This is a genomic window from Microbulbifer sp. ABM4_008, assembly GCF_056311705.1.
This window is the reverse complement of sequence record NZ_CM149970.1, coordinates 2,916,228-2,934,237: the sequence shown is the minus strand read 5'-3', so window position 1 is coordinate 2,934,237 and position 18,010 is coordinate 2,916,228. Positions and strand designations below refer to the sequence as shown.

Here is an 18,010-nt window from a genome sequence, read left to right as displayed (position 1 = left end):
CCAAATAGCAAAAGACCATTTGACGGTAGAGCCTAATGAGCTTAATCGTGAGGAGAAAGCTGAGAAATTTCACATAGATATTAAGCGAGCTCATCGATCCGCCTATAGACGCTTAGTCAAATATTATAAAGAACAGCAAGATAAAGTCGGAGGTCCACTGGATTGGTCGCCTGAAGATTTTTTAGAAATTGATTTTCGCGTGATAAGTGGTTTTGCACCTGGGCAGGGCAAGGATAAGTTAAAAGATGGCGTAACCGGAGCGAGAGTTATAAGGAATCCATCAACGAGTGAGGTAGACCACGTGCAAATATTTGCGTCTGGATTTATATATACTGGCAATAATGTGCGAGAGTATGGAAAGAAACTGGTTCATGAGTTCTACCATACTACTCAGAAAGGAACGCATGAATTCATGAGATACAAAGAACATATCCGAGCTGGTGGTGAGCCAATTCTTTATCGGCGTCGAGAATATGAAGCCAAGGCATTTAAATTTGCTGATGATGTATATTGAGGGTTTATATTGTGAGATCTTCGAAGTTAATCTTATTTACTTGGGTGCTTTTCGTCGGAGCACCGGCTATGGGTAAAACTATTTATACATACATTGAGCCATTCTCTGGCGACGAAATCTCTTTGGATAGCAAATCTGGTCTTCTGGTTAATGGCCCATACGGCGATTTAATGCGATTTTGCGATAAAAATTACAAATGTTTTTCTCATCCAGAATACTGGTTTGCACTTCCAAAAGATAAAAAATTGGAGAAGTCGCAGAAATGGATTTTTGAGGGAAGGACTTATTGTCTGGCTGATATAAGATCAGATTTTAAATGCTTGGGATATGAAGGAGATGTTCTTGTTATCTACTCATATCTGAAAGATACTTGTGCTGGGGTTCCTTTATCACGTTATATTTATGCCAAAGATAACGGGTTGCTAATGATGGAGTTCTTTCGTCCAGGAGGTGGAAGGGAGTTGCTGATAGCGAAAGATGAGAACTATTTTTAAATGGGCAAAGTAATGAAGCCTCGGAAAGCAACCTTTTATCTGAGTCGGGATCAAGTGCTTCTACTCTTAAAGCTCCGTTTTATATCGACAAGAGTAACACTTATTTTTCTGAAAGGGACGCGTTGGCAGCGAGTGATAAGGCAGTTGCAGAGATGGGGGATGAATATGAATGGTCAAGTCTTGTTATGGAAAAAGAAGGGCTTTTCTTTATAACCCACCCCTCAACTTCATTTACAAAACATGGAGTGTCGGTAGATTTGGATTCCATCGATAAACTATATAAAGATGGCTTCTCTATCCGGATCGGACATCACAATCATCCTGAAAATCCATATTTCTCGGATTCTGACCAGAATTTTTCTAGTGGAGTTAGGTTGTCGAACATGACGACGAACCCGTTTAAGGTAACCCTTAGATATGGAAATACTATGAGATACGTTACGCAAGGTATGTCTAAAATGTCCGATGCACAAATACAGCACGCCTATGGATTGACCAGAAGGCAGGTGTTAGCGCAGGAGTTAAGCGGAAGAATCGTCAAAGGTGAGGTTTGCAATGATTATGTTTGTGAATAGATTATTTATGCTCTATCTCACTTTGTTGTTTACTTCATGGGCTAACGGGGCTGGCTTGTCAAGTTCTGAATCAAAGCATCATTTTATTTATGACTTTTACCATAAAGTTAGGTCTTTTTATGGGGACGACGACATCAAGTTTATAAAGAAATACTTTATAAACCTAGATGAGGAAAAATGTGGCTCGGAATGTAAAAGAAAAAGGGAGGAGTTTTTAGATGCTTTTATAGGATCTGCTCTGGGTTTTAAGCAGTATCTAGAGGATTTTGATTATTTTCTTGGGTATTCTCCAGAAGAGAAAAGCATGGCCTCTGCTGTTATATATGCTGTTTTTTCAGATGATGGCAATGAGAAGACCTTTGAGTACGAAATGTTAAGGTTGTATGCTGCACATAATTACCAGCAGAGGATGTTTCAGCGCATTTACGGAACGGGGGCTTTGTGTGAGGAAAGCAAGCCTGTGTACCTAGGGGATATTTATACGACTTCTGGATCTTATATCGGCTGGCAGGATGTGAAGAGCGATGTCTTTCCGATTTACGTATGTGAGAAAACAGGAAGTGTAATGACGTACTCGCTGAAGGCAAGAGATTGGGAAGACTTGGAGTCTTCTAAAATTCCAGCTCTACTGAATAAGAGCGATAACGAGTTATCGGATAGTAAAGCTGTTGAGTTTTTGTCAAATTTTATAAAATCGCAGTAGAGAATGGCTTTACATACTCGCAAAAGCCCCGACAGGTCAATCTGACGGGGCTTTGTCGTTATGGACTATCAAGTGCCTCTTCAGCTTGCCATTCTCAATGAACGTATCGATCAAATGCTAGATTGCCAACATAAGTGACACACGTTTACCCACCAGAAATTCCAGCGGGCTCCAATAATTTATCTTTTTTCTAGGCCGGGCATTAATACGAAACACTGCATCGTCAATTTGGCTTTTCGGTAGCTTGCCAATCTCCATCCCTTTCGGGAAGAAACGCCTCAACAGTCCATTGGTATTTTCGTTCAAACCACGCTCCCACGAGTGGTACGGTTTAGCAAAATATATCTTGCAGCCTAGTTTCCGCGCGATCGACTGATGGCCCGCAAATTCACCTCCATTATCGAAAGTTATGGTTTTGCACATGGCCTGATAAGGCTTTAGCATCTGCTTGATTGCACGGCTCACTGTCTTCTTGCTCTTATTTGATACTCTGCGAGTGAGCAACAACTTGGAGACTCGCTCAACTAGGGTCACCAGATAGCCATCTTGACCATAAACTGTGTCGCCCTCCCAGTGTCCGAGCTCTGTGTTGTCATCAACAATCGTTGGACGTTCGTCAATATCGATGCGCCCCGGTATAAGCTCCACTCCCGCCTCAGGGCCCATACGTGCCTTTTCGCGGCAAGCGCGGCCGCCAGCTGAGCTGTCTAATCCAGCGGTAAATGGTTGAACAGCTGACTGTTTTATCACACTTCTCAAGCCGCATACGCCCGGCAATTTGTTCGGGACTTGCGTTTTTCAGTTGGTGGTCGATTTGCACCTTCATGGCGAAATCGAGTTTAGTGTATTTACGCGCTCCGTGCCGCCGCTGCAGAATCTGTTGGTGAGCACTCTCCGCACTATAAGGGGTACAATGGCTTAGCTCGCGGGAAATAGTTTTGTTTAAACGAAAGAGCTTTATCGCAATGGCTCGTGCTGAATAGTTCTGCCCATTAAGGACTTCGATCTGGTATCGTTCTTTCAGGGTCAGCTGGTTGGTATGGGTTCCCATGGGGTTCCTGGCTTGTTTGTGTGGAAGCTAACCAGCCTACAGCCAGCTGGCCTCCTTCGCTATCGCCAAGTGTGTCGGTTGTTGTGGGAATCTAGGAATGAATTACCTGTTTTACGTAGAGTAGTTTGTCTGTGCTTAGCTTTAGAAGCTGCGCTATGTCTATCATCTAGTTGCCCAGGGGATTTTCTTTCTCACACTCGTAATAGGCTATGACCCGTCGTATAGCGTAAATTCTCTGCGCCAGTTTCTTCTACGTATAGTCAGTAATTTGGGGCAACAGCGTTAGTTGCTTATAAGTTAGATTATTAAGTTTGACTAGTTTAGACAGTCCCTAGCTAAAATGTAGGCTTGGGAAGCTCTTGAGTAGCTGCTGAAACATACGGCTGCGGATCGGTCATTTTGTATTCAATGATAGGTGTCAGAAAAATAGAGTGGGCAGTAGTGTCAATAAAGGTTGACAACCCTACTGCCCGATCGCTAGTTATTCATGCATCAATAATCAGCACTAATCCAAACATTTTCAAAGTCGGTATAACCATAGATGGTAATATACCAAGTGCCCGATTGAGGAGCGTTCAAATCTATGGATTCATAGTTGCCCCAGTTTTCAGAAGCGTAGTCGGCATTTGACTCAGTGGCGGGTTCACCGTGCTTGATGTAGAGATCTGCATCACCAACGGAGTTGAATAGAGCAGCCCCCGTAGCTACAGAAAGCTGGGTCGCTCCTTCAGGAACTTCAATCTTAAACTCTAATTGATCTCCTGCATGGCCATTCAGGTCAGAGATAACCTCGCCGGGGATTAAAAATTCATCAGTAGATGATTCAGTAAAAGAGCCGGTCAGGGATACTTGATCGAAGTCTGAGTAGCCGTGGAGCATGACATGCCAGATCCCGGGAGTTGGGTTTGCTATAGCAACGGACTCCTCATTGCCACCTAAATAGGGCCGATAATCATAGACTGATTCAGTAGGTCTGCTAGCAAAACGAATATAGAGATCCGCATCGCCACTACCACCGGATATCTCAAATGAAAGGTCGCTGGCATTTTCCGGTACTGTCATGGTGTAGAACAACGACTCTCCTGCACTGGCATTAAGACCGCTGACAGGTTTCTGATTAATCAGAATATTGTCGGACTGATCAGCCAGGGTTACCGTTGCCGTCAAATCTACCCCCTCGAAGGAGCGTTCGATAGGAGACAGTAATATGTACCAGCGGCCGGTTTCTGGCGAAGTGACCTCAATACTTTCAATATTACCGCCATTTTCAGAACTGAAGTCAAAATCGGTTGTGGTCGGTTGGCGATTATAGGCCACGTACATATTCATTTCACCGCCCAGTTCATCGCCTGAATTGTCAGTAATAACTGTCAGGGTTTGAGCATTTTCGGGCACGTCGATATGGAATACTTTTTCGCCTTTGCTACTTAAGTTCTCTCGCGTTTTTGATGGGATAAGAGTTAGCTCTGCCTCCTCATCACAAACTAATGAATTACCGCCTTTAGCGGGGCTGAAGCTAATGTTCCCTTCATTAAGATAAGAATCAATTAACTCAAGTGCCTCGCAGGAGTAGACATCGAGGAGATTGTCCGTAACATCAATATCAGTTAAGAAATGTCGATCCATTACCCATTCGAATTGCGCAGTATCCAAGTAGTTGCCGGCAATATTTAACGTTTCTAGGCGTTTCGGTAATTCGGGTAACTCTGTGAGGTTTTCATTGATAGCGGTTAAGTGCTTTAAGTATCGGAATACGTGAATACCTTGCAGTGACTGGATTTCCCCGTTGCCTGGAGTGCGAATCTCTTCAATGCTTGCTGCTTCCAGGCTGTCAATCTCACCATCGTTGTTTGTGTCGAAATAGGAAGTCAAATATAACTTGAATGCAGGGTCAGGAATATTAATATTGACCACGCCATAGTGGGATGCTGCTGCAACCTGATCACCGCCGCCCAAGTCGATACGCTGGGCCATTATACGGCTGAAGTGCTCATAACCCGATTTAGGGATAATAGTCTCTTGCCCATTAACCGAAAATGCACGTGATGGATAGTGCATTACAGACAGGAAGTCATAGTTACTGTAGTTGTGGGTTTGCCGTATATCAAAATTGTGGACATACTCGGGTTTAATATTATCTTCAATAATTTCGACATATTCATCACGATCAGATCGCTGATGTTCATGCCTCATACCAATAACATGGCCCAATTCATGGACAATAATGTACTTGGTATCCCAGTTGTTCATGCTGAATAATTGCCCGCCGCCAGTCTTTCCAACCATGGAACGGTTTTCAGTTCCGTTTCTTACGTGAACGTAGTCAGATTGATCAGTGCGTCTTAAAAATTGTAAGTCTGCAATTTCTTCCCAGACTTTGGTGGCGTCGATAAAACGCTGTTGATTTTCTTCAGTGACACTATCGTAAAAGTCGTAATATATGATTCCATCAGGCCACTTATTCGCTGATATTTCAACAGCGGACATCATGCTAACTTGACCGGAATCCTCTTGAACTGGCTCCAGCATATCTCCGGTCAGCTGGTATAGCTTGCCATCAATAATGACTTGGCTCGATTTGGGTTGCTCTTCCAATTGAGCAAACTCATTGCCGGTGTAACTTGGTATCGTTATATCTACAGCCTGGCTGTATGCCATTGCAGACTGAAAAGTTAAAGTTAGGGTTGCTGAAATTCCCAGTGCGGTACTGGTAAATAGTTTCATTTTCATGTTCCTGCTTTGAAAATGTTTTTAAAATTTTGCCAAACTTTTATCCATAAATAGTCGAGTAGGAGGCATGTCTGATTTACTCTGGCAACAAGTTAAATCAGGATGAATATGCCGCCGCGCGGGAGAATACCGATGTTTGGATTTGAGGTCGATAGGTGGTTTTAAGTTGATTCAGAATGCGAGATTTGATTCGTGGCATTTCTGGAAGGGCGAACTCACGAACGAGATAAAATGTAGAGGATGACTATCAATTTTCGAGTGTATATCTTGGTGTTATTAGCAATACTTGTGTTCTGAATATTAGGGATCACCCAGGTGCTTTGTTAGCTGGGTAAATAGTGCCAGATTCAAATCCACTTGCTCTAAACTACGAATATCTTCGAGACAATTTCATATGAATGAGTGGGGTCGTATCCAGTTTGAGGATATACGGCCACCTCAAGCAGTCGTACAAACCCCTCAAATTGAACAACAAATGGCCTGGAAGGCAGTAGGGTACCCTGTTAGCCTCTCTTGCAAGCTAGATAGGAAGGAGCGGGCCTATGCAGGAGTCGGATGTTGCCAATCGGCTAATCGATGCGGCGCGAGAGTGCTTTTTGAACGATGAGTACCACCGGGTCACAACTCGCCAGATCGCTGCTAAGGCTGGAGTGGCGGTATCGATGATTCGATATTACTTCGGTAGCAAGGATGGCCTCTATGAAGATATGATCCGCCAAACCCTTCTGCCATTGATCGAGGCCGTAGAGCAACTCAGCCTTGATGGCGATTGGGATTTTGGAGATTTCTTTGCCCTTTACTACTCCACCATGCAAGAGAATCCCAAGTTTCCGGCTCTGATCCTGAAAGTCATGGCCCTTAATCAAGGCCCGGGGAAAAATGTGATCCGTCAGCTCCTGGAGCGGGGGCGCCAAAGAGGTTCTCGGCGGTTAGCTGAAATTAAAGGTGAAGAAGCCGAATCTGAAGACCCCAAGTATGATTTGCTCAGGATTTCATTTGTCAGTTTGGCTATGTTGCCGATGTTGGCCAAACCCGTCCTGGAAGAGCAGATGGGGCACGTTATGGACCCCGATTTCTTAAAACAGCTTGCAGAGTTTAATGGCCGACTTCTGAAGTCAGGTTTGCAAAGCTTATAACGATATGGCCTCAGCAAGTTGAGGCCGGTCCCTTATATCTATTTTTAATCAGATGTTATTTCTGAGGAGTTCTTATGCCCCAGTCGATGCAAAGAAATAGGGCCGTAAATTGGGTCTTTCAACGCGCTTCTAATATGATTAATAGTATTTGTAATATTCCTAATGCTCTGATGCCGCCTCCATTTCGAGTAATGCAAATTGGATCGCTATTTTGGCAGTCTAGATGTCTGTATACGGCTGTCCGATTAAATATAGCTGATCATATTAACGGTGAAGTCGTTCCAGTAGAAAAACTGGCAAATGATTGTAATGCAGATAAAGAGCATCTATATCGATTGATGAGGATGTTGTGTGCAATGGGGATTTTTAAGGAGGTAAAAGCAAGGCACTTTTCACATAATCGAAACTCTGAAGTGTTGCGCAGTGATGCCAGCAACAGCGTAAGAAGCATGGTGCTTATGCATAACTCCCCTGAGTTCAGTAAGCCTTGGTTTAATGGGTTTGAAGACCATATTAAAGATGGGAGTGTGCCTTTTGAAGGTGTTTATGATCAGGAAATGTTTGATTATATGAATGATCATCAATCTGTGAGCACGCTGTTTTCGGACGCTATGGATACCGTTGATAATCTTACCGGACTACAGTATTTACAAGATTTTGATTGGAGCAAGTTTGATAGGATTATTGACTTGGGTGGGGCAAAAGGCAGCAAAAGTGCGAGTGTCCTCTCTTCATATAAAAACATCACGGCGATGGTGGTCGACAGGAATAATGTTGAGGGGGCGGCAAGAGAGTACTGGAAAAACTCACTGAGTGATTCAGTTGAAGAGCGATTGGACTTCTTCCCAGCAGATATTATTAACGATAGGCTGCCGGTAGCTAATAGTGATAAGGATATCTACTTGTGTACGGCCGTTTTTCACTTGCTGAATGACAGTAAGGCAAAGCGACTCCTCAATAATATTTACTCTGCCATGCAAGGGCAAAATGCTACGCTCGCCATTGTTGACGCAGTATTACCTGAGAAGGGCGCAGACCTTAATTTGGCTGCCATGGACATGCAGATGTTGATGGGAACTCGTGGGCGGGAGCGAACGTTGAGTGACTGGAACCAACTCTTTAGTGATAGTCCTTTCTACCTGGTGGAGACAGTCTCCGTGCGTACCTTTGCAAAACTGATGGTGTTGAAAAAGAGAAAGGGTTAGGTGCTAAGCAGTAAGTGGGTGTCAACAAGCGCAATGTTAGTAATTATGAAAATGAAAAAACATTGCGCTTATTGTATTGGTGGCACGAATAGTCCGCTTGTCAATTATAGATACGCCAGCAAGCCAATATCCGTAGTAGCTTAAAGTGCAGTATCACCTGTATTGGTTTTATATACGCCTATATTTACCTATAGCCTCTTTCTGCTAGTCGACTAAGGTTTCGGCCTTTGGTGTCTCAGTGGATATTACAGAATTACTTAGGGGGCTCTGAGCCAATATATTTGAAATTACTGGATCTTAGCTATGTATCTAGTGTCCCGTCTAATAGGCAGCTTGCTAGTTTTATCGGTTATTTATGTGGGGTATGTTTGGGCTGATCTTGAGGATCGAGAGCTAGTTGCTGGGGTTACTTATGATATTCCAGGGCTGGCTTATAGAGAACCCTCTTCTGGCGCTATAGAAGGCTTTGAGCCTGACCTGGTTAGGGCAATTGGGGAGAAGTTATTTGGCGGCCCTGGTTATATAAGGCTAACCCGTGTGCTGGATGAGGATCGTATAAAGGCACTTGAAGACGGAAGAGTGGATATGGTGGTATCCCAGTTTACCATCACTCCAGAGCGCGAAGAAAAAGTGGACTTTTCGATTCCTTATTACGTCACAGGGGAGGGGTTACTGGTCCATAAAGATAGCGATATTGAGAGCTTTATTGATCTGGAAGGTAAGATAATTGCTGTTACTAAAGGCTCACTTTCCCTGAAAAGAATGCGTGCTGTCCTACCGTCATTGGAGGGGGCAAGATTGGTTGTAGCGCCCACAAGCTCAGCGACCTTAGAGGCTGTTCAAAGTGGAAATGCTGATGCTGCCTCCAATGACATTATCAACCTGGTACTTTTGCGTAAAGCATCAGCTTATCCGACTTTATATCGTCTGGTGAATATTAGTGGAGACTTCCCGCCAAAGCCCTTTGGTATCGGTGTTAAGAAAGGGAATAAGGAACTGCTCGAGCGACTAAATGCTGCTCTAGAAAGCCTAAAGGAGAGTGGGGAGATCAATAGAATGCTGGATAAGGCCGTTTCCAGTGTGGGTTCAGAGAATGACCCTGATGATACCTTCAGCGGCTCACAGTAGAGTAGTCGCAGAACTATCCGTACAGATAAAGTCTAATTAGGGGCGATATGACTACTAAATCCCCCAGTGTCTTCTTTTCTTTGCTTTTCAGCTCAGTCCTTTTCTTGGCTATTACTTACAGCAATTATCTACTGGGGAATTCCCCGATGCAGGCTACCCATTCGATCTTGGTGGAAACGGATGCACATGAGGGGCTTGTTTATGTACCCTCCCAGAAACGTCTCTACTTCACCAGTGTTCCAGATTTAGAGATTGAGAATCCACAGATAGCGATCCGTTACTACGACTTTATTACTGGCGAAGTTGTAACCTGGAAGCACCGAAGCAATATGGCAAACAGCATGTGGCTTAGCAATGACGGTGAATATTTATTGGTTGCAGAGCAGGGGAAAGGAGCAACCCCGGGCGCTATCAGCCGCATAAGCCTTTCAGACGGTCAACGAGAAGTGCTTGTAGATGCCTATAAAGGTAAGCCATTTAATTCACCCAATAAAGTTGTACAGTCAGCCTCTGGCTGGATCTACTTCACCGATCCAGATTACGGCTACAACCAAGGCTTCAAGCCTGAGCCAATGTTAACGCCAGCTGTCTATGCTTTTGATCCTTCAACAAAAAAGTTAATTCGCTTGTCAGCGGAGTACATGATGCCTCATGGGTTGGCAATCTCCCCAATAGGCAACCAAATCTATATTGGTGATACTGCAGCTATCGATGGAAAGAATCCTTACAACCCCAAAAAAACAAAAGACATTTATGTAAGCGCTTTGCCATCCCCTGAAAAATTGGAGGAGAAGCAATGGGTGTTGTCGGTACCAGTAGGGATTCCTGATGGTTTTATTGTTACTGGCCCCAAAAATGATCTGTGGGTGGCGGCAGGTGACGGGCTGCGACACTATCGAGAGAACGGCTCTCTGGTTAATCTTTACCCTGTTCCCGGCGGCGTGTATAGCGTAGCAACTGACGGTAAAGCAATTTACTCATCAAGTAATACCGCTATATGGAAGACAATGCCCTGAGGGGAAGAGGGGGGATAGTTCCTCTTACTTTTGGAGTGTTATTGCCTGTTCGATCTGTCTAGCTACGGCAAGTAGTGCCAAATCCGCTCCGGGTAACCCATCTATCTCCAGGCCCACCGGTAATCCATTGGTACTTGGCCCGATGGGGATGCTGATGCTCGGGGCACCGGTAACTGGTGCGGAGACATTGTTGTATATCAGTGTGTCCAGGGTGGGGAGTGTCTGTCCATTTAGCTCCAGTTGATATGAGGATGTTTCCAGGGGTTGCGCTTCGATAGGCGCAGTTGGAAATACGATCGCGTCCAGTTGATGCTGCTGGATGATCTTCGAATAGCTCTCGTGCACAGCAGGCAATTTCTTTAAGGCCGCTTGATAAGCTGAGTCTGGCGGCGCCTTAGGGCCGAGCACTGATTCCTGATAGACCTCTTTCACATCCTCACTTTTGATCATTGCTACCAAACCCTCTAGTTGAGTTTGTGGTTGATAATTCGCCAGAAAATGCCCCATGGCAGTCCGCATCTGATGAAACCCGACGGGAAATCCGATTTCGAGAGCGGCGCTGACTATTGGTGAAAGGTCTACTTCTACCAGGTCTACTCCGGCATCAATAAGGGTACTGATTAGAGCCCTGAAAGACTGGCTTACTCCAGGTGAGAGGTTGTCAAATAGAGGATGGGCAAGCCCCAAGCGCAACTGATTGATTGGCTTGCATTGGGGTACGGAGACTCCTGTCATCACTTCAAACAGATAGATGGTATCTTCGACACTAACAGCCATAGGGCCGATCGTGTCAAATGCTGGCACAGAGGGTACGACTCCTTGGCAGCTAAGGCTGCCAGTTGAAGGGCGAAAGCCAACAATACCAGTTAACGCCGCCGGTAATCTGACGGAGCCGGCGGTATCGGTGCCGAGGCCAGCGGGCACAATCCCCGCGGCTACAGCAACAGCGGTGCCCCCCGATGAACCGCCGGGGAAGCAAGCGATGTCCCACGGATTCCTTACGGCTCCAAATGCAGCGTTATTGGAGGTTACGCCAAAGGCGAGCTCATGTAGATTGGTCTTCCCAACCACTATGGCCCCACATCCCTCTAGCCGCTCAACCACTGGGGCAGAGGACTTCGGCAGAAAGTTCATGCCAAGGGTCCCAGCAGTGGTATGCATACCCTTTACATTGATATTGTCTTTAACAGCGATGGGGATACCGGCAAGGGGCCTACGGTGGCTACCGGAGGCCAATTCCCTGTCAATACATTTGGCTTTTTGAAGGGCGCCATGCCGATCGAGGCAGATAAAAGCATTGAGTTCGGAATGAGCAACTGCATTGTCACAAGCTTCTTCAATCAGTGATACTGCGCTAATCTTTCTTGCGAGCACCATCTCCACAAGCTCATGAAGGGAAGTCGTCATAGTTTGCTTACTAGCTTCTGATTGTACTTGGGATCTTAGATCATAGTGAGAAAGAAAGTAGGACGATAAGAATGATATTGGCTAATTTGATAGCACTAGCCTTGATCTCTCCGAGGCGTATCTGATGGTGAGGAGTGAGCAGCGCGTTTCTGACCGTTGAAAATATGAGGGTTATGGGTTTTGAAAGTTGATGTATTACTGTTTGATCTCGGCGGCGTACTAATAGAGCTAAAAGGCCGTCCATTACCAACCGGTAAAGCGCCTGTGACTGATGTTATTATCTCCGGTCCGGTAAGGCAGTTTGAGAGAGGAGAAATCACCACAGAAGAATTTGCAAACGCTTTAAAGTCTCAATTGGAAATAGAGGAATCGATAGAGACGATAATCGATCATTTCACAAACTGGCCTACGGGATTCTATCCAGGAGCAATTGAATTACTCAGTTCTCTAGAGAAAAATTACAGAGTGGCCGCATTGACAAATACCAATGAACTTCACTGGCCACGCATCACTCATGAATTTAATGCACATAACTATTTGGGCCCAATATTCGCTTCCCACCTTATAGGTATGGCAAAGCCCGATGAAGCATTTTTCAAGCACGCGCTTGAGCAGCTGGAAGTTGAAGCCAGTAGTGTTGTCTACATGGATGATATCCCTAGAAATGTAGAGGTGGCGAATAAGGTGGGTATGAATGCGTTTCATACCAAGGGCTTTGATTCGGTGTTGGAGGTTCTAGAGCGTATTAATATTCAAGAGAAGAGCTACAAAAATTAAGATAGATGGGGAGTCTAACTGACCACCTTGAGAGGATAATTTTCTAATTTCTGAAATCTATTCATCCTCCCCAGCAACATACCCTCAAGATGATTGCTGCTATCTAAATTAGCATTTTCAGGGGGCACTCATGATTCGGCTTACTCAATTATCGGGGCAAGCAATATGATTTATGCCAGTTAGTAAGCGCCAGCTTGGTTAAATATGATCATGGTGAGTGTTATTTCTGAGTTAGGCTGAAATTTTGTGGGAAACACCCTGAAATCATTGGGTTACGTGAGCAGGGCGAAATTGAGATAGTAGTCATAGTGATCGTTTTTGTAGTTTGTTCGATCGTGCCATTTTAATATAACCACTTGATTTTCTATGGGAAACTGTAGTGGTGGCGGTAGATTGATTATGAGATAGTAGTCAATATAATAGTGATCAGAATGATTACTATATAGCTGTTATTGTGGCGGTCGGTTTTATTGATTTTTCGCGGTAACTGAAGGTTTCGTGCCACTAAATAGCATCTGGTATTGAGCAATTTTACTGATTGCTATTCAGGCAGTTTCGTTCCTAGGGTATTTGCTCAAGTGTGGTGGAGGTGGGCAGTCCGCTGCAATTTCGTGGAGTGCCAGTAAAATAGGAATTGGTTGGGGAAAGTGCGGTATTCTTTCCTCGTAAATATTGAGCAGCGGCCAGCCAAACTGTGGCTGGCAAAGTGCTAGTAGTCGGTCCCGAGCGCGCCAGCCATAACCAGGCTAGTCAAGCTCGCCCAACCCCTTCGGGGCTGGGCTGGACAGCCTACGCGTTGCTTCGGCTGCCCTTGCTAGCGGCGTTAAATTTCCTAAGGGCAATCTCCAGTGAGTCGTATTGATAAATCTCTCATTGTGATTTCACTTTTACCGTGGTTATCGGCTATGTGGGTAAACTGGTATGTCATTGAGATGGGCTTTGTCCATTCAAACGAGTCTCGTGACGTTGCAAGGCTAGCTCTCCATGTAGTTGCCGGTTTTACCGCGACGTATTTGGCTATTTTATTTCTATGGTATCGCAAGCAGCGATTCAGACTGTACAATTGTTTACCATATCTGAGCTGTATCAGTTTTTTAATATGGCTTAAATCGCTGGGGTGGCCTCAATGGACATAAAATTTAACCAGGCCAGGCAAGATCGCCCAGCTGGAGGCTGGGCTGGACAGCCTACGCTCCGCTTCGGCTGCCCTTGCTGGCAACGTTAGAAGTACGAAGGAGAATTCGTGGGGCATCATATAGAAGCAATTGTAGCCAAAGGCGATATCGATGCAGAGCTACTAAGGAAATTCGAGTTGCCGTGTGTCAACCATGAGGGGTTCTCGATCGTAGGTCTAAATGCAGGGCATTCAGATCATTGGGCAGAAAAACTGTTAATATCAAATGAAAGTAATGGGAAAATTGTTTTAAACTGCCCTGTTACCCATTATTTTGCTAAAGAGCTGGGCTTAAAGAGGTATGCAATTATTTTTACCGACTACTTTGGTGGTATCGGTAAGCAATACGCTGCGGTGTATTCTGATAGTAAAGTTGTAATGGAAGAAACTGAAGGCGGTATTAACCAAGCATTAAGAAATATTGGTGTATTCAAGAAAAGAGATCTAGACGAGTTTGATACGATCTGTCTTGGTCGCTACAGGTCATTTGATGAGCACTTTGCACAATACTTCTAACAAGTTTGTCAAACACCGCTACACACCTTCGGTGCTCCGCTGGACTCGCTCTTGCGTCGCTCGCCGTTTACAAAAGCGTTAGGGCAATTGGTAGATGAACGTATTTAAGAGGTTAGAAGAGCTCAGTAATGATGGTAGCTTCTACCTGAAGGCCTTTGATTTGAGTTTTCAACCATTTGAAGTAGAAAGTGATCTTTCTATCTTTAGTGCTCTAGCTACTGAGCTTGAAACCGAACATGCAGGTTATGAAACTCTGCTACTTGATGTGAATTGGCGTTCGCACTTAATTGCATGTATGTGCCTCATTGTCTCGGAGAATAAGTCGCACCTGGAAGAGCTAAAGAACCGCTTCAAAAATGGTAGTATGGTTAGCCCACAAATTGCTGTTGCAATGGCTCGCCTTCATTTCAGGGAAATGATGGACTTTTTTCCCAGCTATATAAATGGCGGGCATGGGCCGGAGTCTTCTACCCAGATAGGGGCGGCACTAGTACTCTTGCAATCGATGTTCGTGCGTGAATTCACGTTTCCAAAATCACAGCTGAACATCGAGCGTTTCTACTTAGGGCTGTCGGTTGCACAGCATCATTCTGGGTTTTGGCTTAAGCATAGAGGCAGTGCCCGGGGTTAGCCCTAACAAAGCGCTGCAAGGCGACGTCTTACTTTGTGCACTTTATGCGCAGTCGCTTTGCTCCTATTTTCGCGCATAAAGCGCCCAAAGTAAGCCGCCTCTGAGCGCGGCGTTATTGTGGCGGTCAATATTTAGATGTTTTGTAGCTGCTGCAAGCATCAATCTCTATCTGAGCACACTTTTCCTGAGAGTTTTCTTGCAAGTTGGTACCGCGATTCCGCTCCAGTGCCTTCGCTTTCAGTCAGTAAGCCCTACAAGCCTGCTAGGCCATCGTTGAGTGCCAATCGGATAGTTATCCGTTGGGAAAAGTATGGTATTTTCTCCTGTAAATTTATCGGGCAATGGCCAGCCAAAGTTGGCTGGCAGAGAGCAAGTAGGTCGTTCAGTGCGCGCCAGCTATAACTAGGCCAGGCAAGATCGCCCAGCCGGAGGCTGGGCTGGACAGCCTACGCTCCGCTTCGGCTGCCCTTGCTGGCAACGTTATGTGCAAACCATGATTGACCGAGAATCTAGAAATAAACTTGCTGAGCTTATTCGTAGCTTGGTTGCTGGCATAATTACAAATGATGAGTTTGAAGATGCTTTACCTCAGTCAAAAGATGATGCTGTATGGGAGGTTTTTCATCACGGGGTTTGGTGTCTGTACAGCGATATGAAAGAGTACAAACTTAGAGGCAAAGAGGCACTTTCCAATGAAGAGCGGTCTGTTGTAGCGCGTTGGATTCTTTTCCTAAAGTCAGACATTGAGTATAAGTGGCCCTCTGCTAGTTTCAGAGACAGATTTCTTAACTCAATCAGTTTCGGGGCTTTCGGGCAAAGCACTCTCGAAAAGTGGCAAGAACATGGTGAGTTGGCATATTGGCCTTTCACTGATATCGCTCAGTACAACAAGACAAAACTGAGTAAAGGGTATCTCGGTGCCAAAAACACATAACGAATCAATCAACTTCGCGCCTACGGCGCCGGACAGCTTGCTCTACGCTTCGCTTCGTTCCAGCTGCCGGTTATTGAGGCGTTACCTGTCTAGGAGAAAATAACATATGGGTTTGCATGTGCACTCGTTGACTAATATTCCCAAAAGTGAAAATAGAGATTATTTGATCTATTTGCTTGAGTATGGGTGGCATGAGTCTTTAGCCAGAGCGCTAAACGAAAATTTCGATAAAATGGCAAACCTAGCTGCCCAAAATCGGGCTGTAGTAATAAAGGGGACTGAATTGGCTCATTTTGATAATGAGGTTTTTTCTTGGCACCAAATTAACAATGAAAGGGGCGAGGATGTATTGCCAGCGATATTGGTTACAAATGCGCACCCTTCATATTTCTTAGAAAACAATCATGGCTACAGTCGCAGGCGAGGTCTATACCGGGAGCAAGAGGAGAGTGACCTAAAACTTGTTCTAATTCCCTTGAAAAAGTTTTGCTCTACTACAACCGAGGTTGTAGCTTTAGTCGAAAGACTATTTTCGGACATAGAATTAGGGAAAGACCTTTCTGACTTCAGCATTGCTAAAGAAGCACAGAAAGGAATCGGGTCGGCTATTGTAGATTCAATTATATTAGAGCCAAATATATCAGGGGTGGGGTTTAGTTTTAAAAAATTGGGGAGCTTCTTACGTGGCAACAGGTAACAAGTCAAATCACTCGGACTTGGTAAAGCTGTCACCTTTTTTGTTCCAAAAAAGCCGCCAACATCACCAATCCGGTGTTTGAGGCGTTATAGCTCCTTAATGGATAATGCGGAATGTACGAGCTGTTTAATATTTCCAATATCGAAGCCCTGGGTATATTGCTATGGTTTTGTGTTGTATTAGCTCTTAGCTATATGCTAGCTATCAAAAAAACCTTAAAGGTTAAACGAGCGGTTGTAGTTGGTGGATTTATGGCATTATTACCTCCTCTGGCAATTATATATTTGGTCTCGCTGCTACTTAGAAAAAGCCTTTCTGTATCAGAGAGATTAGATGAGACGTTATAACAAAACGCTGAAAATTCGCCCCCAAAAAACGTGGGCTGGACCTCCGGCAAAAAATGCCTCCGGCCTTTTAGCTTTGCGTTAAATTACCAAGGAAAGTCATGAGGAAGCTTCTTATTTCAATAATGGCCGCGCTAGGGTTTAGTGGCGCTCAAGCGGCCGAATTTCCACCAAATATGGAAATGAATGGCAAAACGATTCAAGCGCTCATTGATGCTGGTTCTGATCCAAGTAAACCGCACCCTCTTGAGCATCATTTTTATTGCTTTAGCTCTAACTCACTTAAAGAGCTTATGGCTAAAGGAGAATCTCTTGGTTACCGTGTAGCTAATGTCGGTGACAACGTACATGAAGGCACTCATTACTGGTATGGCGACTTAATTAAAGAGACCATTTTAGACATTAAAGTAATTAACAGTGAAAACTCTTTAATGCTCAAGCTGGCAAACGAGTTTGATGCTGATTATGACGGCTGGGGAACTCCGGTTGTTGAGTAATTTAACAAGTCAATTAACTACGCGCCTACGGCGCCGGACAGCTAAAAGCGTGGCTGCGCCACAACGCTGCCGGTTATTGAGGCGTTAAACACCTAAAGTATGGAGCAGCAATGCTGCAGAAAGTTGGATTAATTCATCTACTGTTTGCCATTTTCACGTTAGCTTACTGCGTGTTTGCTGTTGTGATCGGTAAAGTAATTGGTTATAAACGAGCTGGGCTCTCAGAAACAATCAGTATTGATATTGAACCAGAGAGATTTTGGGGTATCGTGTTGCTTTATGTAGGTATAGCATTAATTATGGTTATACTAAGTATAAAAAAGAACTTCCCCAAAAAACTTTATGAGCTCATTGATTTTGGTATCCATTCCAAACTATCCATTTTGCAAGTTATATTTATAATCAGCTTTACCGCTTTAATGTACATCACTATTTTTTGGTTAGCTGGGGTGTTAGCAAATGCTTAACAAGTGACTATGGT

General features: G+C 44.6%; 18 protein-coding genes and 1 pseudogene. 16 read left to right on the top strand and 3 right to left on the bottom strand.

The genetic code is table 11. The annotated features are described in order from the left end of the window. The first annotated feature begins 19 nt into the window (after positions 1–19). The 4 genes from ACYX4J_RS12525 to ACYX4J_RS12510 all read left to right on the top strand — a co-directional run bounded on the left by ACYX4J_RS12525 (position 20) and on the right by ACYX4J_RS12510 (position 2,286). Positions 20–514, top strand: coding sequence for a hypothetical protein (locus ACYX4J_RS12525; protein ID WP_476176734.1), 495 nt, complete (start codon positions 20–22; stop codon positions 512–514). Between the two features lie 68 nt (positions 515–582). Next, positions 583–1,008 carry a hypothetical protein gene (locus ACYX4J_RS12520; protein ID WP_476176733.1) on the top strand — a complete coding sequence of 142 codons (426 nt, stop codon included), beginning with the start codon at positions 583–585 and terminating at the stop codon, positions 1,006–1,008. A gap of 122 nt (positions 1,009–1,130) precedes the next feature. Then, on the top strand, positions 1,131–1,583 hold the full coding sequence (locus ACYX4J_RS12515; RefSeq protein ID WP_476176732.1) for a hypothetical protein: 453 nt from the start codon (positions 1,131–1,133) through the stop codon (positions 1,581–1,583). Then, complete coding sequence (locus ACYX4J_RS12510) at positions 1,564–2,286, top strand: hypothetical protein (protein ID WP_476176731.1); 723 nt, start codon at positions 1,564–1,566, stop codon at positions 2,284–2,286. Before ACYX4J_RS12515 ends, ACYX4J_RS12510 begins: the two co-directional genes overlap by 20 nt. A 117-nt stretch (positions 2,287–2,403) precedes the next feature. On the opposite strand, the pseudogene ACYX4J_RS12505 reads toward ACYX4J_RS12510, so the two are convergent. Both ACYX4J_RS12505 and ACYX4J_RS12500 read right to left on the bottom strand, forming a co-directional pair. Next, positions 2,404–3,337, bottom strand: a pseudogene (locus ACYX4J_RS12505) (IS30 family transposase). A gap of 492 nt (positions 3,338–3,829) precedes the next feature. Next, entirely contained in the window at positions 3,830–6,061 is a 2,232-nt protein-coding gene (locus ACYX4J_RS12500; protein WP_476176730.1) for a pre-peptidase C-terminal domain-containing protein, read from the bottom strand. A gap of 548 nt (positions 6,062–6,609) precedes the next feature. On the opposite strand from ACYX4J_RS12500, the gene ACYX4J_RS12495 reads away from it, so the two are divergent. From ACYX4J_RS12495 to ACYX4J_RS12480, 4 genes are all read left to right on the top strand, one after another. Continuing rightward, the gene (locus ACYX4J_RS12495; RefSeq protein WP_444894188.1) at positions 6,610–7,203 is read left to right on the top strand and encodes a TetR/AcrR family transcriptional regulator; all 594 of its coding nucleotides are present in this window, start codon (positions 6,610–6,612) and stop codon (positions 7,201–7,203) included. A 74-nt stretch (positions 7,204–7,277) separates the two neighbouring features. Further along, complete coding sequence (locus ACYX4J_RS12490; RefSeq protein WP_476176729.1) at positions 7,278–8,408, top strand: methyltransferase; 1,131 nt, start codon at positions 7,278–7,280, stop codon at positions 8,406–8,408. Positions 8,409–8,711: 303 nt separating this feature from the next. Then, positions 8,712–9,536, top strand: coding sequence for a transporter substrate-binding domain-containing protein (locus ACYX4J_RS12485; RefSeq protein WP_282933242.1), 825 nt, complete (start codon positions 8,712–8,714; stop codon positions 9,534–9,536). 146 nt (positions 9,537–9,682) lie between these two features. Further along, positions 9,683–10,552: an SMP-30/gluconolactonase/LRE family protein gene (locus tag ACYX4J_RS12480; protein WP_445364616.1), complete on the top strand. Its 870-nt coding sequence runs from the start codon at positions 9,683–9,685 to the stop codon at positions 10,550–10,552. A gap of 24 nt (positions 10,553–10,576) precedes the next feature. Here the strand turns inward: ACYX4J_RS12480 and ACYX4J_RS12475 are convergent, their stop codons facing one another. Further along, positions 10,577–11,959: an amidase family protein gene (locus tag ACYX4J_RS12475; protein ID WP_444913464.1), complete on the bottom strand. Its 1,383-nt coding sequence runs from the start codon at positions 11,957–11,959 to the stop codon at positions 10,577–10,579. A 180-nt stretch (positions 11,960–12,139) separates the two neighbouring features. Here ACYX4J_RS12475 and ACYX4J_RS12470 point away from each other — a divergent pair, with 180 nt between their 5' ends. From ACYX4J_RS12470 to ACYX4J_RS12435, 8 genes are all read left to right on the top strand, one after another. After that, the gene (locus tag ACYX4J_RS12470) at positions 12,140–12,736 is read left to right on the top strand and encodes an HAD family hydrolase (protein ID WP_475708247.1); all 597 of its coding nucleotides are present in this window, start codon (positions 12,140–12,142) and stop codon (positions 12,734–12,736) included. Positions 12,737–13,979: 1,243 nt separating this feature from the next. Then, a complete protein-coding gene (locus ACYX4J_RS12465) occupies positions 13,980–14,426 on the top strand; it encodes a hypothetical protein (protein WP_445356283.1) in 447 nt (148 codons plus the stop codon). A 94-nt stretch (positions 14,427–14,520) separates the two neighbouring features. Then, a complete protein-coding gene (locus ACYX4J_RS12460) occupies positions 14,521–15,057 on the top strand; it encodes a hypothetical protein (RefSeq protein ID WP_252082835.1) in 537 nt (178 codons plus the stop codon). 484 nt (positions 15,058–15,541) lie between these two features. After that, positions 15,542–15,991, top strand: coding sequence for a hypothetical protein (locus ACYX4J_RS12455; RefSeq protein WP_444915333.1), 450 nt, complete (start codon positions 15,542–15,544; stop codon positions 15,989–15,991). A gap of 106 nt (positions 15,992–16,097) precedes the next feature. Then, on the top strand, positions 16,098–16,688 hold the full coding sequence (locus tag ACYX4J_RS12450) for a hypothetical protein (protein WP_475708246.1): 591 nt from the start codon (positions 16,098–16,100) through the stop codon (positions 16,686–16,688). 113 nt (positions 16,689–16,801) lie between these two features. Then, positions 16,802–17,035, top strand: a complete 234-nt coding sequence (locus ACYX4J_RS12445; RefSeq protein WP_444892212.1) for a hypothetical protein — start codon at positions 16,802–16,804, stop codon at positions 17,033–17,035. Between the two features lie 98 nt (positions 17,036–17,133). Continuing rightward, positions 17,134–17,529, top strand: a complete 396-nt coding sequence (locus tag ACYX4J_RS12440) for a ribonuclease E inhibitor RraB (RefSeq protein WP_475708245.1) — start codon at positions 17,134–17,136, stop codon at positions 17,527–17,529. 110 nt (positions 17,530–17,639) lie between these two features. Next, on the top strand, positions 17,640–17,996 hold the full coding sequence (locus ACYX4J_RS12435; protein WP_444958399.1) for a hypothetical protein: 357 nt from the start codon (positions 17,640–17,642) through the stop codon (positions 17,994–17,996). Positions 17,997–18,010 lie beyond the last annotated feature (14 nt).

Coding starts and splice junctions, on each gene's coding strand:
- ACYX4J_RS12445 (WP_444892212.1), top strand. CDS start 16,802: ATGTACGAGCTGTTTAATATTTCCAATATCGAAGCCCTGGGTATATTG.
- ACYX4J_RS12495 (WP_444894188.1), top strand. CDS start 6,610: ATGCAGGAGTCGGATGTTGCCAATCGGCTAATCGATGCGGCGCGAGAG.
- ACYX4J_RS12450 (WP_475708246.1), top strand. CDS start 16,098: ATGGGTTTGCATGTGCACTCGTTGACTAATATTCCCAAAAGTGAAAAT.
- ACYX4J_RS12480 (WP_445364616.1), top strand. CDS start 9,683: ATGCAGGCTACCCATTCGATCTTGGTGGAAACGGATGCACATGAGGGG.
- ACYX4J_RS12440 (WP_475708245.1), top strand. CDS start 17,134: ATGAGGAAGCTTCTTATTTCAATAATGGCCGCGCTAGGGTTTAGTGGC.
- ACYX4J_RS12520 (WP_476176733.1), top strand. CDS start 583: ATGGGTAAAACTATTTATACATACATTGAGCCATTCTCTGGCGACGAA.
- ACYX4J_RS12475 (WP_444913464.1), bottom strand. CDS start 11,959: ATGACGACTTCCCTTCATGAGCTTGTGGAGATGGTGCTCGCAAGAAAG.
- ACYX4J_RS12460 (WP_252082835.1), top strand. CDS start 14,521: ATGAACGTATTTAAGAGGTTAGAAGAGCTCAGTAATGATGGTAGCTTC.
- ACYX4J_RS12510 (WP_476176731.1), top strand. CDS start 1,564: ATGATTATGTTTGTGAATAGATTATTTATGCTCTATCTCACTTTGTTG.
- ACYX4J_RS12500 (WP_476176730.1), bottom strand. CDS start 6,061: ATGAAACTATTTACCAGTACCGCACTGGGAATTTCAGCAACCCTAACT.
- ACYX4J_RS12485 (WP_282933242.1), top strand. CDS start 8,712: ATGTATCTAGTGTCCCGTCTAATAGGCAGCTTGCTAGTTTTATCGGTT.
- ACYX4J_RS12435 (WP_444958399.1), top strand. CDS start 17,640: ATGCTGCAGAAAGTTGGATTAATTCATCTACTGTTTGCCATTTTCACG.
- ACYX4J_RS12490 (WP_476176729.1), top strand. CDS start 7,278: ATGCCCCAGTCGATGCAAAGAAATAGGGCCGTAAATTGGGTCTTTCAA.